At 72.9% G+C, this 15,814-nt stretch carries 16 protein-coding genes, 1 pseudogene and 1 riboswitch; of the genes and pseudogenes, 9 read left to right on the plus strand and 8 right to left on the minus strand.

The annotated features are described in order from the left end of the window. Positions 1-19: 19 nt before the first annotated feature. Both ACLL9L_RS09555 and ACLL9L_RS09560 read right to left on the minus strand, forming a co-directional pair. Positions 20-1,129, minus strand: a complete 1,110-nt coding sequence (locus ACLL9L_RS09555; RefSeq protein WP_411284417.1) for an energy-coupling factor transporter transmembrane component T — start codon at positions 1,127-1,129, stop codon at positions 20-22. Positions 1,130-1,182: 53 nt separating this feature from the next. Then, a complete protein-coding gene (locus ACLL9L_RS09560) occupies positions 1,183-1,947 on the minus strand; it encodes an SCO2322 family protein (RefSeq protein ID WP_411284418.1) in 765 nt (254 codons plus the stop codon). Between the two features lie 87 nt (positions 1,948-2,034). Then, positions 2,035-2,165: riboswitch (cobalamin riboswitch) on the minus strand. 47 nt (positions 2,166-2,212) lie between these two features. Between ACLL9L_RS09560 and ACLL9L_RS09565 the strand changes: the two genes are divergently transcribed. Together ACLL9L_RS09565 and ACLL9L_RS09570 are read left to right on the plus strand one after the other, a co-directional pair. Next, the gene (locus ACLL9L_RS09565) at positions 2,213-2,425 is read left to right on the plus strand and encodes a hypothetical protein (protein WP_411284419.1); all 213 of its coding nucleotides are present in this window, start codon (positions 2,213-2,215) and stop codon (positions 2,423-2,425) included. Beyond that, positions 2,422-3,768, plus strand: a complete 1,347-nt coding sequence (locus ACLL9L_RS09570; RefSeq protein WP_411284420.1) for a serine hydrolase domain-containing protein — start codon at positions 2,422-2,424, stop codon at positions 3,766-3,768. The genes ACLL9L_RS09565 and ACLL9L_RS09570 overlap by 4 nt, the downstream gene beginning before the upstream one ends. Before the next feature lie 263 nt (positions 3,769-4,031). Here ACLL9L_RS09570 and ACLL9L_RS09575 read toward each other — a convergent pair whose 3' ends face one another. Beyond that, on the minus strand, positions 4,032-4,616 hold the full coding sequence (locus tag ACLL9L_RS09575) for a DUF3043 domain-containing protein (RefSeq protein ID WP_411284421.1): 585 nt from the start codon (positions 4,614-4,616) through the stop codon (positions 4,032-4,034). A gap of 55 nt (positions 4,617-4,671) precedes the next feature. Here ACLL9L_RS09575 and ACLL9L_RS09580 point away from each other — a divergent pair, with 55 nt between their 5' ends. After that, entirely contained in the window at positions 4,672-6,036 is a 1,365-nt protein-coding gene (locus ACLL9L_RS09580; RefSeq protein WP_411284422.1) for a dipeptidase, read from the plus strand. 10 nt (positions 6,037-6,046) lie between these two features. Then, positions 6,047-7,306: a saccharopine dehydrogenase family protein gene (locus ACLL9L_RS09585; RefSeq protein ID WP_411284423.1), complete on the plus strand. Its 1,260-nt coding sequence runs from the start codon at positions 6,047-6,049 to the stop codon at positions 7,304-7,306. A gap of 13 nt (positions 7,307-7,319) precedes the next feature. Here ACLL9L_RS09585 and ACLL9L_RS09590 read toward each other — a convergent pair whose 3' ends face one another. Both ACLL9L_RS09590 and nadA read right to left on the minus strand, forming a co-directional pair. Continuing rightward, entirely contained in the window at positions 7,320-8,111 is a 792-nt protein-coding gene (locus ACLL9L_RS09590; RefSeq protein WP_411284424.1) for a metallophosphoesterase family protein, read from the minus strand. A gap of 28 nt (positions 8,112-8,139) precedes the next feature. Next, positions 8,140-9,309, minus strand: coding sequence for a quinolinate synthase NadA (gene nadA, locus ACLL9L_RS09595; protein ID WP_411284433.1), 1,170 nt, complete (start codon positions 9,307-9,309; stop codon positions 8,140-8,142). 103 nt (positions 9,310-9,412) lie between these two features. Between nadA and ACLL9L_RS09600 the strand changes: the two genes are divergently transcribed. Continuing rightward, positions 9,413-10,576, plus strand: coding sequence for a glycerate kinase (locus ACLL9L_RS09600; RefSeq protein ID WP_411284425.1), 1,164 nt, complete (start codon positions 9,413-9,415; stop codon positions 10,574-10,576). A 134-nt stretch (positions 10,577-10,710) separates the two neighbouring features. After that, complete coding sequence (locus ACLL9L_RS09605) at positions 10,711-11,088, plus strand: HesB/IscA family protein (protein WP_411284426.1); 378 nt, start codon at positions 10,711-10,713, stop codon at positions 11,086-11,088. A gap of 50 nt (positions 11,089-11,138) precedes the next feature. Here ACLL9L_RS09605 and ACLL9L_RS09610 read toward each other — a convergent pair whose 3' ends face one another. Further along, the gene (locus ACLL9L_RS09610; RefSeq protein ID WP_411284427.1) at positions 11,139-11,858 is read right to left on the minus strand and encodes a ParA family protein; all 720 of its coding nucleotides are present in this window, start codon (positions 11,856-11,858) and stop codon (positions 11,139-11,141) included. Between the two features lie 28 nt (positions 11,859-11,886). Here ACLL9L_RS09610 and ACLL9L_RS09615 point away from each other — a divergent pair, with 28 nt between their 5' ends. Next, positions 11,887-13,062 (plus strand): thiolase family protein, encoded by a 1,176-nt coding sequence (locus ACLL9L_RS09615; protein WP_411284428.1) that lies wholly within the window; start codon positions 11,887-11,889, stop codon positions 13,060-13,062. Here ACLL9L_RS09615 and ACLL9L_RS09620 read toward each other — a convergent pair. Then, positions 13,059-13,259 (minus strand): hypothetical protein, encoded by a 201-nt coding sequence (locus ACLL9L_RS09620; RefSeq protein WP_411284429.1) that lies wholly within the window; start codon positions 13,257-13,259, stop codon positions 13,059-13,061. The two genes, ACLL9L_RS09615 and ACLL9L_RS09620, sit on opposite strands and share 4 nt — an antisense overlap. Positions 13,260-13,323: 64 nt before the next feature. Here ACLL9L_RS09620 and ACLL9L_RS09625 point away from each other — a divergent pair, with 64 nt between their 5' ends. Next, the gene (locus tag ACLL9L_RS09625) at positions 13,324-14,295 is read left to right on the plus strand and encodes a carbohydrate kinase family protein (protein ID WP_411284430.1); all 972 of its coding nucleotides are present in this window, start codon (positions 13,324-13,326) and stop codon (positions 14,293-14,295) included. A 92-nt stretch (positions 14,296-14,387) separates the two neighbouring features. Here ACLL9L_RS09625 and ACLL9L_RS09630 read toward each other — a convergent pair whose 3' ends face one another. Then, positions 14,388-15,458: a cysteine desulfurase family protein gene (locus ACLL9L_RS09630; RefSeq protein ID WP_411284431.1), complete on the minus strand. Its 1,071-nt coding sequence runs from the start codon at positions 15,456-15,458 to the stop codon at positions 14,388-14,390. A 134-nt stretch (positions 15,459-15,592) separates the two neighbouring features. Between ACLL9L_RS09630 and ACLL9L_RS09635 the strand changes: the two are divergent. Beyond that, a pseudogene (locus tag ACLL9L_RS09635) lies at positions 15,593-15,814 on the plus strand (hypothetical protein); the annotation flags it as partial.

Genomic DNA, 15,814 nt, shown 5'->3' on the forward strand with positions numbered 1-15,814 from the left:
GGCATGTCCTCGAGCTCGATCACGGCATGGCCCCCCTGGGCCGGGGCGGAACCCGGTCGGGCGCCCTGAGGGCGGCCAACCTCGGCGGCACCGGCGTGAGTACGGCAGCCAGGCCGGGCACGACGAGAGCGAGAACCAGGGTGACGGGCAGGGCGGGCACCGTGAGCGGCACCTGGTCGACGGTGACGCCGACCCACCCGTGGGCCTGCGCCCAGAGCAGCGCGGCTGCCGGCACGACGCCGAGCGCGACGACGAGCCACTCGGACCAGGACCAGGGGTCGCGTCGGTAGCTCGACCGGCTGTCCCCTCGGGTGCCGACGACGAGGGTCAGCGCGGTGACGAGGGCGCCGGCGAGGAGCAACGGCATCCCGAGCGCCCCCGTGACCGATCCGTCGAGCACGCCGTAGAGCCCGGCGACGACGCCCATCAGCCCGAGCAGGGTGAGCCCGCTGGCGAGGCGCCGCCCCCGCGCCGACCGGACCGGCGCACGGCCGTAGCCACGGGACTCCATCGAGGCGGCCAGCTCGAGGGACCGCTCGAGCGATCCCTCGAGCACCGGGGCGGCGAGCCGGCCGAGCTCGAGCAGCCCCCGGCCCGAGTGCCCGCGCAGCCGGCGCGCCGCACGGACCCGCCCGGCGTGAACCACCATCTGCGGGGCGTAGGTGAGGGCGACGACGACGGCCGTGCCGATGTCGTAGAGCGTGGCGGGCACATAGCGCAGCAGCCGCTTCGGACTCGCGAGCGCGTTGGCCGCGCCCAGGCAGGCGAGCGTGGCAGCGAGCCTCAGCCCGTCGACGGCCGACGCGACGAGGGACTCCAGCGTGACCGGGCCGCCGAGCCGGACCCCCGCCGCCCACTCGGGCAGCGGCACCTGGGGCAGCCGGACCAGGACGATGCGCCCCTGGATCCCGTTGCCCAGCACCGCGGTGAGGACCACGCGGACACCGATCGCGACCAGGCCGAGGACGAGGAACGGGACGAAGGCGTTGCTGGCCCCGACCTCCCGCCGCTCGGTGACGACCCATCCGGCCACGACGATCACGAGGACGAGCAGGATCGGGTTCGTCGTGTGGGCGGCTGCCGTGGCCAGTCCGATTCCCCACAGCCACCAGGCCACCGGGTGGAGCATCCGGTGGCCGGTGGCTGGCGGTGAGGGAAACGGCATACGGCGGCGTCGGTGTCTCAGGCCGCGGTCCGACGCCGGCGCAGCGCGCCCCACACGAGGGCTGCCACCACGAGGAGGACGGCGACGAGTCCGACCACGACGCCGCCCGGGAACCCGGACGACGCCGACGCCGCGGGCGCGGTGGCGGGGGCCGCCGCCGCGGACGGGCCCGGGGCGGCGCTCGCCGACGGGGTGGGGGTGGCGATGGTCACCGGGGTGTCGGCGGCCTTCTGCGCGTCGGTCAGGGTCGCGACCTCCGCGCCACAGCCGCTGGTGGGATAGCCGCCCAGCGCGCAGACCAACCCGCCGGACCCGGCGCGGACCTGCGAGACGGCGGCAATGACCTCGGCGCCGGTGGCGGCCGACGCGACGGACGCGCACTTCGCGACCGGCTTCGGCGGGGGCGTGGTCCCGTCGCCGTCCGCGGTGCGGCCGGGGTCGATGACGACGGCGACCCGCTTCTTGCCGGTCTCGGCGGGCGTCGCGTCGCAGACGGCGGCAAAGGTCGGCAGCGCGCGGGGCAGGCGCGGGGTCGTGCCGGTGCCGTCGTCGACGGCGAAGCGCCAGCCCTCGGTGGCCCCGTCGGCGGGGGTCGACTTGTCGGGGCCGACGTCGGAGAAGGTCCAGGCGCCGCCGGCGACCTTGTAGTAACCCCAGTACTGGTAGTTCGCGGCGTGGGCAGCCTGCGCCGGCAGGACGAGGGCCGCCACGGCCGCAACGGCAGCGAGCACGGTCAGTCTCACGCGCTGGGCATGCGGATGGTGGGGGGGTGCTGTGGTCATGAGAAAGCCTCCTCACGGCCGGGTGGGAGGCTTCCCGGGAGACCCGGGAGCTCTGACTCCGGTCCGCTTTCCGCGACGGACGTGAATGGTGGAGCCGGAATCGGCGACAGGCCTTCCGACTTGCCCCCGAGGGGGTTCACGGTTGCGGGACAGCGCCGGACTTGCACCGGCTTTCCCTGCACGTCGACTAACGGTGAGCCGACGGTCCCACGACCGGGTCGGCGCTGTCAAAGCCGCCTCCCGCCACCCCCGGTAGAGTGCGGACATGAGCCAAGAATGGACGTGGGAGCTGCTGGACGCGCAGGGCGCCGTGCTGGACACCGACCTCGGTTCGTCGGCCTTCCCCACGCAGAGCGAGGCGGAGTCGTGGCTGGGGGAGGAGTGGCGCACGCTGCTCGACTCCGGTGTCGACGCGGTCAACCTCAAGGAGGGCGACTCCCAGGTCTACGGCCCGATGAGCCTCCAGCCGGCGGAGTGAGCACCCCTGCCACTGAACTGTCCACGCGACTGCGGCGCACCCTCGAGGCGAGGGTGGTTGAGGCGCAACGGTCGTGGCGCACGCCCGGCCTCTCGGTGGGCGTCGTCCTCGGCGGCCAGCTGGTCTGGTCGCACCACGTCGGCGCAGCCCGACTCGACCCGGTGACACCGGCCGACGACGACACCCAGTTCATGATCGGATCGATCACCAAGACGTTCACCGCCGTGCTGATCATGCAGCTGCGCGATGCCGGACGGCTCAGCCTCGACGACCCGATCGGCACCTGGCTGCCCGACACGAGGCACGCTGCCGTCACCGTCCGTCAGCTCCTGGCCCACTCGTCCGGGCTGGCTCGCGAGCCGGTCGGTCACCTCTGGGAGAGCCTTTCGGCGCCGGACACGGACGCGTTCCTGACCGGGCTCGAGCAGGCCGACCAGGTCCTGCCGCCACACTTCGTCTTCCACTACTCCAACCTCGCATACGCCCTCCTGGGCCAGGTCGTCGAACGGCTCGGCGCCAACTGGGAGAGCGCGGTCACGACACGGATCCTCGAGCCGCTCGGCATGACGCGCACCGGGCTCGCCCCCGCTGCCGACCGCGCCGTCGGCTATCAGGTCGACCCCTTCGCGGGGACGGCGACCGAGGAGCCGGTCCTCGTCCTCAGGGCCACGGCGCCGTTCGGCGGTCTCTGGTCCACGGTCGCCGACATGGCCCGGTATGCCGCGTTCGTCGCCGAGCCCGACCCGGCTGTCCTCGCCAAGGACTCGCTCGACGAGATGTGCCGGCCCCTCGTCATGGTCGACCCCGACGGGTGGACCGGCGCCTACGGGCTCGGGTTCGGGATGGCCCGCCGCGGCGAACGCATCCACGTCGGCCACGGGGGAGCGATGCCCGGCTTCCTGACCGGGCTTCGCGTCCGTCGACCCGACAGGGTGGGTGTCATCGCCTTCGCCAACAGCACGTCCCGGGCGCTGAGCGTCACGTTGGCGGCCGACCTGCTCGATGCCGTCCTCGACGACGCCCCGACCGTGGCGAGGGCGTGGGTCCCGGAGCAGCGCCACCCGGACCTGGAGGAGCTGCTGGGACCGTGGTGGAGCGAGGGCGAGGAGGTCGTCCTCGAGATCCGCTCCGGTGAGCTGTGGATGCGGGTGCCGGCCGGGTCGGCCAACGACGAGACGCGGTTCACTCGGGAGTCGGCCACGACCTTCCGGGCGGTCGAGGGGCGCGAACGCGGGGAGGTCCTCGAGCTGGTCCCCAGCGACGACGGCCCGGTGCAGAAGCTCTATTTCGCGACCTACGCGCTCACCCGCAGGCCGTTGGCGTTCGCCGACCTCGGCGGCTGACCTTCTCAGGAGCATCCGCCTGGGGGGCCGGAGCGCCCGCCACGGCGGGTCCTATGCGTTGAAGCGACACGTGTCTCGACAGACCGCTCAGCACGACGCTCTCCGGTGATGGCGCCTGCGTGCGGGACCTGAGACACCCTGTCGCACCAACGCACAGCACGCGACAGAGGAGCCACAGCGCCCGAGAGGGCCACCGTGCCCGACGGAGGGGACGCACGCGTCAGCTCGGTGAACCCAGGTGGGGAAGACCCGGGCGTGGGAACTCAGGCGGGGAAGCTGCCGCGCTTGACCTGGGGCTTGGGCATCCGGGTGGGCCGGATCTGGAAGGCGCGCATCACGGCATACATGGCTCCACCCGCGGGCACCTTCGTCGGGCCGAACTTGGCGGCGATCTTGGCCTTGACGCGGCGCCACATCAGCACGGCGTCGATGACGGCGACGATGATCAGCCCGTAGACGAGGACGAAGACCGTCGTGAGCGCCCACGTCGTCCTGACGAGCGAGAGCAGCAGGACCAGGAGCATGACCGGGAGCATGATCTCGCCGACGCTCCAGCGGGCATCGACGTAGTCGCGCAGGTAACGGCGCTCCGGGCCCTTGTCGCGCGCCGGCAGGTGGGCGTCGTCGCCGGTCACCATGGCCTCGCGCTGCCTGGCCAGGGCCTCCTTGCGGCGTACCTTGTCGGTGCCACGGGCGGCCTTGCGGTCGGCGACGACCAGCGGGCGCTTGTTGGCGGCCTCCTGGTCGCGACGCCGGGGGGTCGGCCGGTTCTTGGCGCCCGGCCTCGCGTCCGAGGACGCCGCGGCAGGGTGGCCTTGGTCGAGGGACTTCTTCTTGCTCCAGAACACAGGCGCAAGGGTATGCCGTGCCGCCGGGTTTGCCCGCATCGGTAGAGTCGCCGCCGTGACCGACGACGTGCTGACCCGAGACCAGATCACCGCCATCAAGGAGCGCGTGACGGGGTTGATGCCCCAGGTGCGCGCCGACCTCGAGGCCCTGACCCGCATCCCGAGCGTCTCGCTCGACAGCTTCGACCAACAGCACGTCGAGGACAGTGCGAACGCGGTGGCGCATCTGCTGCGTGCCGAGGGCCTCGACGTCGAGATCGTCCGCGAGGGTGGTCGCCCGGCGGTCATCGGCCACCTCGCCGGACCCGAGGGCTCACCGACGGTGACGCTCTACGCCCACCACGACGTGCAGCCCCCCGGCGACGCCGTTGACTGGGACTCCCCGCCGTTCGAGCCGACCGAGCGCGACGGGCGGCTCTACGGGCGTGGGGCCGCCGACGACAAGGCCGGGGTGATGGCCCACGTCGCCGCCCTGCGGGCCCACCACGGTGCGCTTCCCGTCGGCGTGACGATCTTCGTCGAGGGCGAGGAGGAGATCGGCAGCGAGTCGCTCCTGACCATCCTCGAGACGCACGGCGAGCGGCTGCGTGCCGACGCGATCGTGCTGGCCGACTCCGGCAACTGGGACATCGGGGAGCCGGCCCTCACGACGACGCTGCGCGGCATGATCCGGGTCATCGCCACCGTGTCGACGCTCGACCACGGCATCCACTCGGGGATGTTCGGCGGCGCCGTCCCCGACGCCGTCACCGTCCTGGTCCGCCTCCTCGCGACACTGCACGACGAGGACGGCAACGTCACCGTGCAGGGGCTGAAGTCGGGGCAGGCCTCCGACCTCGACTACTCCGAGGAGCGGCTGCGCGCCGAGTCGGGGCTGCTCGACGGCGTCTCGGTGATTGGCTCCGACTCGCTGCTGACCCGGATGTGGAACAAGCCGTCGATCACGACCATCGGCATCAACGCGCCGAGCGTCGAGACGGCGTCCAACACCCTCGTGCCGACGGCGTCGGCGAAGGTCTCCATGCGGATCGCCCCCGACGAGGACCCCAGCGAGGCCTACGCGCTGCTGACCACCCACCTGCACCAGCACGTCGCGTGGGGGGCCAGGCTCGAGGTCACCCTGGACGACGAGGGGCCGGGGTTCGCAGCCGACGCGGACGGTCCGGTCTACGACCAGGCCCGCGCCGCGTTCGCCGACGCGTGGGGCGTCGAGCCGGTCGACATCGGGGTGGGTGGGTCGATCCCGTTCGTGGCACGGTTCGCCGAGAAGTTCCCCGACGCGGGGATCCTCGTCACCGGTGTCGAGGACCCGGACGCCCGGGCCCACGGGGCCAACGAGTCGCTGCACCTCGGCGAGTTCGAGAAGGTCTGCCAGGCCGAGGCCCTGCTCCTTGCCCGCCTCGGCGCGATGCCCCGCTGAGGTTCACCTGATGGCCTCCCGCACCAACCCACCCCGGCGCGAGCACGACATCGTCGTCTACGGCGCGACCGGTTTCGTCGGCCGGCTGCTGGTCGACCACCTCGCCGCCCACGCCCCCGACGGCGCTCGGATCGCCCTGGGCGGACGGTCCCGGGAGCGCCTCGAGCGGCTGCGTGAGTCGCTGACCGGGACGGCACGTGACTGGCCGGTGGTCGTCGCCGACGCCGCCGACCCCGACGAGCTCGGGGCGCTCGCTCGCTCGACCAGGGTCATCGCGACCACCGTGGGGCCGTATGCGCGCTACGGGCTCCCGCTCGCGACGGCCTGCGCCGAGGCCGGCACCCACTACGCCGACCTGACCGGTGAGGTCCTCTACGTGCGTGACGTCATCGACGCCTGCCACGAGACCGCGACCCGCACCGGCGCCCGCCTCGTCACCGCGTGCGGGTTCGACTCCGTCCCCTCCGACCTCGGCGTGCTCATGCTGCACCGACAGGCGCAGGCCGACGGCGCGGGCGGCCTCGGCGACACGACCCTGCTCGTCACCCGGATGCGCGGTGGGGTCAGCGGCGGCACGGTCGACTCGATGCGTGCCCAGCTCGAGGCGCTCGACGCGGACCCGTCGAGGCGCCGGACCGTCCTCGACCCCTTTGCCCTCAGCCCCGACCGGAGCGCGGAGGGCGACGACTCTGCCGAGGGCGACGTCGTCCGGCCCTCCCGCGACGACCTGACCGGGCAGTGGACCGCGCCGTTCGTCATGGCCCCCTTCAACACCCGGATCGTGCGGCGCAGCAACGCGCTGCTCGCTCACGCCTACGGCCCAAGGTTCCGCTACCGCGAGGCGATGGGGTTCGGCACCGACCTCAGGGCTCGCGCGACCGCGCTGGCGGTCACGGTGGGGCTCGGTGTGGCGATGGCGGCGATGTCCAACCCGCTGACCCGGCCGCTCGCCGACCGGGTCGCCCCGGCCCCGGGTCAGGGGCCGGACGAGCAGGCCCGCGCCAACGGCCGGTTCCGGATGGAGGTGCGCACGGTGACCGACACCGGGCGCCGCTACGTCGCCGTCGTCGCGGCCCGCGGCGACCCGGGCTACGCCGCCACCGCAGTGATGCTCGGGGAGTCGGCGCTCTGCCTCGCCTTCGACGAGGGCGAGCAGCACGAGGGTGAGCCGCACGGCGGGGGAGTGCTCACCCCTGCCGTGGCAATGGGTGGGGCGCTCGTGGACCGGCTGCGGGCCCAGGGCTTCACGATGACCGCCGACCCGGAGTGACCGGCTTCGGCGGTCAGTCGTCCGCCGCCGCGGGCCTCTGGACGCCGCGACCGATATCGCGACCGACACCGCGCCAGACGCCGCGGTAGAGGCCGTCGCGCAGCTCCACGGCATACTCCTCCAGCTCGGGCATGCCGCGTTCGGTGGCCACCGCGATCTCCGCCTCGACGTCGTAGGGCACCCGCACGAAGCCGATCCCGAACGGCGCTGGCGCCTGCGACCCGACGACGCCCTCGAGGACGACGTAGGCGGCGGTGGGCTCGTCGAGGGCGTTGCCGACGCTGCCGACGTTGAAGAGGGTGCGCCCGTCGCGCACCTCGAGGTAGGTGTCGTGGATGTCGCCGTAGCCGACGACCGTCGGGCGTGGCCCGTCACCGGTGAGGTCCGTGTTGGCGAACATCCCGTCGAACTCGGCGCTGGTGTGCGAGTGGCGGACCCGGGTGTGCACGCTGGACGCCGACGCGTGGAAGAGGCGCACCCAGCGCCCGCTCATGAGCAGGTCGTGGCTGAGCGGCAGGGTGGCGAGCCACGGCAGCTGTTCGGGCTTGAGCTCGTCACGCCACCAGCGCGAGGACTCCGAGAGGCTCGCGGGATCTCCGGGGATGAAGTCGTCCCAGTTGCCCCGGACGTTCACCTCGCAGCGGTCCCGGGACAGCTCGATGACGTCGGCTCCCCGTGGGCCCTTGCCGATGAAGTCGCCGAGGTTGAGGATGCGGGTGATCCCGCGTGCGTCGATGTCGGCGAGCACTGCCTCGTATGCCGTGAGGTTGCCGTGCACGTCGGAGACGACGGCGATGCGGTCCACGAGTTTCCTTGCGGTAACAGGACGGTCGTCAGTCCTTGGAGGTCACACCGGGCAGGGCCAGCATCTGGTCAAGGGCGACGCGGGCCCAGTGCGCGACGTCAGGGTCGACCTTGATGGCGTTGACGACCCGCCCCTCGACGAGCGACTCCAGCGTCCACACCAGGTGCGGGAGGTCGATGCGGTTCATCGTCGAGCAGTAGCAGACCGATCGTTCGAGGAAGGCGATCTGCTGCGCCGGGAACATCTGCGAGAGGCGCTGCACCAGGTTGAGCTCGGTGCCGACGACCCAGGACGTGCCGTCCGGGGCGGCCGCGATCGTCTGGATGATCCGCTCGGTCGAGCCGATCTCGTCGGCGGCCTCGCACACCTCGTACTGGCACTCCGGGTGGACGATGACCTTGACGCCCGGGATGTCGCGCCGGGCCTGCTCGACGGCCTCGACGGAGAACCGGCCGTGGACCGAGCAGTGGCCGCGCCACAGGATCATCCGGGCAGCCTGCAGCTGCTCGCGGGTCAGCCCGCCGTGCGGCCGGTGGGGGTCGAAGACGACGCACTCCTCCAGCGAGAGCCCCAGGTCGCGGACGGCGGTGTTGCGGCCGAGGTGCTGGTCGGGCAGGAAGAGGACCTTGCCCGTGCCCCCGACCCCGCCGGTCTGCCCGAACGCCCACTCCAGCGCGGTCGCGGCGTTGGACGAGGTGCAGATCGTGCCGCCGTGCCGGCCGGTGAAGGCCTTGATCGCGGCCGAGGAGTTCATGTAGGTCACGGGGATGACGGCATCGGCGATGCCGGCGTCGACCAGGTCGTCCCACGCGTCGTCGACCTGCGCGATCGCGGCCATGTCGGCCATCGAGCAGCCGGCGGCGAGGTCGGGCAGGATCACCGTCTGTGCGTCCCCGGTGAGGATGTCGGCGGACTCGGCCATGAAGTGCACACCGCAGAACACGATCCACGGCGCGTCCGGTCGCGCGGCGGCCTGCTGCGCCAGCTTGAAGCTGTCGCCGGTCACGTCCGCGAACTCGATGACCTCGTCGCGCTGGTAGTGGTGGCCGAGGACGAAGACCTGCTGGCCCAGCGTCGCCTTCGCGGCCCGGGCGCGCGCCACCAGGTCGGGATCGGACGGCGCGGGCAGGTCGCCCGGGCACTCCACCCCGCGCTCGGAGGCGAGGTCGCGCCCCTGGCCGAGGACCAGCAGGGGCATGAGGGAGGGCCGGGGGTGCGTGCCGCTGTCGACAGGGGTGCTCACTGCTCGATCGTATGCCGGTGGGCTCCTGCGGCCGTCGTCGGCCTGAGACGATGACGTCGTGCGCGTCATCCTCGCCCCCGACCGGTTCGCCGGGACCCTCACCGCGCCCGAGGCGGCCGAGGCGATGGCTGCCGGATGGCGCCGGCGCGCCCCCCGCGACGAGCTCGTGCTCCTGCCGATGTCCGACGGCGGCATGGGTTTCCTCGACGTCCTCGCCCCGAGCGTTGGCGGCGAGACCCTCGCCGCGACCGTGTCCGACCCGCTGGGTCGGCCGGTGCCCGCGGCGGTCCTCGTGGCGGACCGCGGTGGGGTGCTCACGGCATACCTCGACGCCGGGCAGGCCTGCGGCCCCCAGCTGCTCACCGGCGACGAGCGGGACCCCACCCGCACGACCTCCGTGGGGGTGGGGGAGCTGCTCGCCACCGCCCTGGAGGCGGGCGCCCGCCGGATCGTCGTCGGCGTGGGCGCCGTTGCCACCCATGACGCCGGGGCCGGGCTGCTCGCGGCCTTCGGCGTCGGCAGCCGGGGGCGACTCGCCCGGGGTGGCCTCGCGCTCGCCGACCTCACCACCGGCGACCTCGACAGGCTCGATGCCGCCGTCGACCGGTTCCGCGACATCGAGCTGGTCCTCGCCACCGCCCACGCCCTGCCGCTGCTGGGGCTGCAGGGCACCAGCGCGGTCGATGCGGAGGGCCGTGGCGCAACTGCACGCCAGGCCCAGGACCTCGAGTCCGCACTGGGCCACTTCGCCGACCTCGTCCGGCGGGTACGTCCCGAGCGCGCCGACCTGCTGACAACCAGACCGCGGCGCCTCGACAAGGAGCCCGGAGCAGGAGCCGGCGGGGGACTGGGACACGCGCTGCTCGTTCTCGGCGGCCGCCGCCGCAGCGGTGTCGACGTCGTGAGTGAAGCCGTGGGGCTGCGCGAGGCGATCGAGGGCGCGGACCTCGTCGTGACCGGAGAGGGGACCTTTGACTGGCAGAGCCTGCACGACCGGGTCGTGGCGGGGGTGGCGCAGCTGGCCCTGGAGAGCGGTGTCCCGTCGATCGTTGTCGCCGGACAGGTCTCGGTCGGGCGCCGCGAGACCATGGCCGCAGGACTCTCGGGCACGTATGCCGTGGCGGAGCGCCCCCCGCAGGTGGCCGCCGCGCTCGCTGACCCGGTCGCCACCCTGGGCGCGCGGGTGGCGCGGGTGGCCGCCACCTGGTCCCCCGCCGGCTGAGGGACGGCGTACCCTGATCGGGTGAGGGGAACAGATCCCCCGCGACCGGGGTTGACGCCTACGCACAGCCCCACCGAAAAGTCACAGCCCCACTGCACGTCACAGCCTCACTCGCAAGCCAAAGGACGATACCTATGAGCGTTCAGGACCAGACCCAGACCGAAGCCCCCAAGGCCGAGACCGAGACCCACGGCATCGAGCTCACGGACGTGGCAGCAGCCAAGGTCAAGAGCCTCCTGGAGCAGGAAGGCCGCGACGACCTGCGACTGCGCGTCGGCGTGCAGCCGGGCGGGTGCTCCGGCCTGATCTACCAGCTCTACTTCGACGAGCGCTCGCTCGACGGTGACCTGGTGCGCGACTTCGGCGGTGTCGAGGTCGTCGTCGACCGGATGAGTGCCCCCTACCTCGGCGGCGCCACGGTCGACTTCGCCGACACGATCGAGAAGCAGGGCTTCACCATCGACAACCCCAACGCGGGCGGGTCCTGCGCCTGCGGCGAGTCCTTCCACTAGCAGCTCCGACGGCGCCGGCCCCACGAGGGGACCGGCGCCGTCGGCGTTCCCTACAGCAGCGCGCGCGTCGCCCGCCACAGCTCGGCGTACGCCATCGCCGCCGGTGAGGCCGGCGCGGACGCCACGACGGGCGCCCTGCGGACAGCCATCTGCTCGACGACCGAGGCGGACGGTACGGCGACGGCGCCGCTGATGGACGCCACGGTCGTCAGGTGCAGGGTCTTGCGCCGGTCGACCATCGAGAAGAACGGCACGACCGTCGGGCCTTTGCCGGGTGTCTCGGCGAGCTGGGCCTTGAGCTGGTCGAAGGTGCGCAGCGACAGCGGGCTCGGGATCAGCGGCACCAGCAGCAGGTCGGCGGCGCGCAGCACCCCGTCGGTCACGAGCGACGAGCTGGGCGGGCAGTCCAGGACCACGACGTCGTACGCCTTGCGGACGCCCTCGAGCACCTTGCCGATGCGGCGGGTGGGGTCCTTGGTGTCGTCGAGCGCCAGCTCCAGGTCGCGGTAGGACGCATCAGCGGGCAGCACGTCGAGCCCCGCTCGGCCGGTGTGGCGGACGAGGTCGGCGGCATCGCTCTTGCCCTGGACGAGCCGACCTGCGCCGCCCTTCACCTTCTCCTTGACGCCGAGCAGCCACGTGGCGGCGGCCTGCGGGTCCAGGTCCCACAGCAGCGTGCGGTGGTCGGCGGCGGCCAGCCAGGCCAGGTTGACGGCGGCCGAGGTCTTCCCGACCCCGCCCTTGCTGGTGTAGACGGCGACGACCTTCACGTGGGCTCCCTGGGGTTAGGGTCCCAGCATGGCTGAGGCGTATCTCGTTGGTGGAGTCCGGACCCCTGTCGGCCGCTACGGCGGGGCGCTGTCGGGCGTGCGTGCCGACGACCTGGCGGCACTGGTCGTGGGGGAGGTCGTCCGCCGGGCCGGGCTGGACCCGGCCGTCGTCGACGAGGTGGTGCTCGGTGCGGCCAACCAGGCCGGCGACGACAACCGCAACGTCGCTCGGATGGCGGCGCTGCTGGCGGGGCTGCCGGTGACGGTTGCGGCCTACACCGTCAACCGGCTGTGCGCCTCGGGGCTGACGGCGATCGCCAACGCCGCGCTGGCGGTCAAGGCAGGTGAGGCCGACGTCGTGGTGGCCGGTGGGGTCGAGTCGATGACCCGGGCGCCGTGGGTGATGGCCAAGCCCGGCACGCCGTGGGCCAAGCCCGGTGACGTCTTCGACACCGCGTTGGGGTGGCGGTTCGTCAACTCCCGCCACGACCCGGAGCACACCATCACGCTGGGCGAGACCGCCGAGCGGGTGGCAGCGCTGGACAAGATCACGCGGGAGGAGTCCGACGCGTACGGCCTGCAGAGCCAGGATCGGGCCGCCAAGGCGATCGCGAACGGCGCTTTTGACGCTGAGCTCGTCGCGGTGCCGACCGCCAAGGGCGACGTCGTCGCCGACGAGACGCCGCGGGCCACCACGATGGACCGGCTGGCCGCGCTCAAGCCGGCCTTCGCCAAGGACGGTGTCGTGACGGCCGGGTCGAGCAGTCCGCTGTCGGACGGGGCGTCAGCCGTCCTGGTCGTGAGCGAGGCCGCGCTGGCCCGCTACGGCCTGACGCCCCGCGCGCGGGTCGTCACCGCAGCGGCCGCGGGCGTCGAGCCGTCGCTGATGGGTCTCGGGCCGGTCCCGGCGACCGAGAAGGCGCTCGCGCGGGTGGGCTGGTCGGTCGCCGACCTCGACGCGGTCGAGCTCAACGAGGCCTTCGCCGTGCAGGTCATCGCCAGTGCCAGGCGCCTCGGGCTGGACGAGGCGACGCTCAATGCCGACGGTGGCGCGATCGCCCTCGGCCACCCGCTGGGCTCCAGCGGCGCGCGGCTGGTGGTCACGCTGCTCGGTCGGCTCGAGCGCGAGCAGGGTCGCCGGGGCCTGGCCACGATGTGCGTCGGCGTGGGACAGGGCGCGAGCCTGCTGGTGGAGCGGCTCTAGCTGTCGTAGTCCTCGTAGCCTGCCAGGCTCAGCGCCGTCAGGGCGCTGATGTCGACCGGTCCCGCACCGCGGGTGTCGGCCACACGGGCCGCTGGGACGAACGAGCCCAGCACCCCGGAGATCTCCCGGCAGTCATGCACCAGGTCGATGATCGAGTCGGCCTCGACGTCGGCCGGTACGTGCGTGTGAGTGGTCATGCCTGTGACGGTAGGCAGTTACCAGCGGGTACCCAAGCCCTACGCGCCGGTAGTGTTCGCGCCCATGCGCATCGCCGTTGCCGGGTCCATCGCGACCGACCACCTGTTCACCTTCGAGGGGCGTTTCGCCGACTCGCTGCTGGTCGAGCAGCTGTCGAAGATCTCGCTGTCGTTCCTGGCCAGCGACCTGCAGGTACGGCGCGGGGGCACCGGCGCCAACATCGCCTTCGGCATGGGTGTGCTCGGCCACCGGCCGCTGCTGGTCGGGGCCGTCGGCAAGGACGCCGGCGACTACCTGAGCTGGCTGCAGGAGCACGGCGTGGACACCCAGGCCGTCCGCCTGTCCGAGGACAAGGCGACGGCCCGCTTCACCTGCACCACCGACGACGACCAGGCCCAGCTCGCGACGTTCTACCCGGGCGCGATGGCGGAGGCGGCCGAGATCGACATCGCCGCGCTCGGCGCGTTCGACCTGGTGGTCATCGCCCCGGACGACCCGGGCGCGATGCTGCGCCACTCGGCGAGCTGTCGGGACCGCGGCGTGGCGTTCGCCGCCGACCCCTCGCAGCAGCTGGCCTTCATGGACGGCGCTTCGATCCGCGGCCTCGTCGAGGGCGCGAGCTACCTGTTCACCAACGCCTACGAGGCAGAGCTGGTGCACGACAAGACCGGCTGGAGCGCGGACGACGTGCTGGACCGGGTCGGGGTCCGCGTCATCACGCACGGCGCCGACGGGATCGTCATCTCGCGCAAGGGCGAGGACGACATCACCGTGCCCGTGGCGCCCGCGCGCCAGATCGCCGAGCCGACGGGTGTGGGTGACGCCTTCCGCGCCGGCTTCCTCACGGCTACGGCCTGGGGGCTGTCGCTGGAGCGCGCCGCCCAGGTCGGCGCGCTGCTCGCGACGCACGTCGTGGAGACGGTCGGCACCCAGGAGTACGCCTTCACCAAGGCCGACTTCCTCAGCCGCTTCACCGAGGCGTACGGCGAGGCTGCCTGCGCCGACATCTCGACGCACATCGGCACCGACCACTAGCCCCACCGGGGCCTGCCACCGCCAAGACCTGCGCCATCACCAGCAGTCCGGTGCTGTGGACTGCACCTGTCCTGCCCAGGGAGACGACTGCGTCAGACGTGCTGCTCCGCCAGCACCCGGGGCAGCACGGCAACGAAGCGATCAACATCGGCGTCGGTGGTGTCGGCCCCCAGCGAGACCCGCAGGTTGCCGTGGGTGAGCAGCCCCATCGCGGCCAGGACGTGGCTGGGCTCGAGCGTCGAGGCCGAGCAGCTCGAGCCGCTGCTGACCGCGAAGCCCTCCCGGTCCAGGGCCCGTGTGAGCGCCTCTCCGTCGGCGTACGGGAACGACAGCGTCACCAGGTGCGGCAGCCGGCTGTCGGGGTCCCCGACGACCTCGACGTCCGGGACCGTGAGCGGGACCTCGGTGCGGATCCGCGCCACGAGGGGACGCAGCCGGGCGTCCTCCGCGGCGGCCTGTCCGACCGCCGCCTGCAGGCCGACCGCCGCGGCCAGCACCTGTGGCAGCCCGACGGCGTAGGGGCCGGCCTCCGGCAGCGGCGAGCGCCAGCGCACACCCGTCCGGACAGCAAGGACCCCGACGCCGGGGGGTCCGCCCCACTTGTGGGCGCTCGCGGTCAGCAACGACCAGCCGGCAGGGACCGCCGTACGCCCCACGCTCTGGGCGGCGTCGACCAGCAGCGGGACGTCGCCGAGCCGTTCGGCGACCGCCTCCACCGGTTGCAGGGTCCCGACCTCGTGGCTGGCCGAGATCAGGCAGGCCAGCGTCGTGTGGGGCTGCGGGACGTACGCCGCGGCGTCGGCGCCTCCGAGCCGGTCGACCGCGACGGCGGTGGCGGGGGCGCCGCTGTGCGCCACGGCGGACAGAACGCAGGAGTGCTCGATGGTCGAGTGCAGGACGTGACCAGGCCGGGCGGCCAGCCGGCCCAGGACCGCCAGCTGGGCGGCGGCCGTGCCCGAGGAGGTGAAGCTGACCTCGTCGGGGCGGGCGCCGAGGACGTCGGCGACGGCCTCGCGGGCGCCCTCGAGCAGACGCCGGGCGCGCCCGGCCGCGCCGTACAGCTTGGTGGGGTCGGCCCAGCCGTCCTGCAGCGCCGCCACCAGGGCCTCGTGAGCGACCGGGGACAGCGGCAGTCCAGAGGCGGTGTCCAGGAAACCGCTCATGACGCCGAACGCTACGTCGACCCGCCCCGGCAGGAGAGTTGCCGGACGCTGGGATACGCTCGGCGCCGCGGGATCAGGGGCCTTCCACGGGCCTTTCTGGCCCCATGTCCCTCACGTCAGGAAGGTCCGAGCGGTTGAGCCCCACCTCTCCACCGGTACGACGCAGCCGCCTGCGCCAGCGTTCCCGGCTCGCAGCCGTGCTGGCGCCCGCCGTGCTGCTCGCCTCCGGCTGCAGCGCACGTGACGCGTACGAGAACACCTTCTCCCTCGGGTTCCCCGACCCGGTCACCAAGGAGGCGGAGCGGATCTACGACCTGTGGCTCGGCTCCGTCGCCGCGGCCGCCGTGGTGGGAGCG

It is taken from the genome of Lapillicoccus sp. (assembly GCF_046595215.1).
Classification (GTDB): domain Bacteria; phylum Actinomycetota; class Actinomycetes; order Actinomycetales; family Dermatophilaceae; genus Lapillicoccus.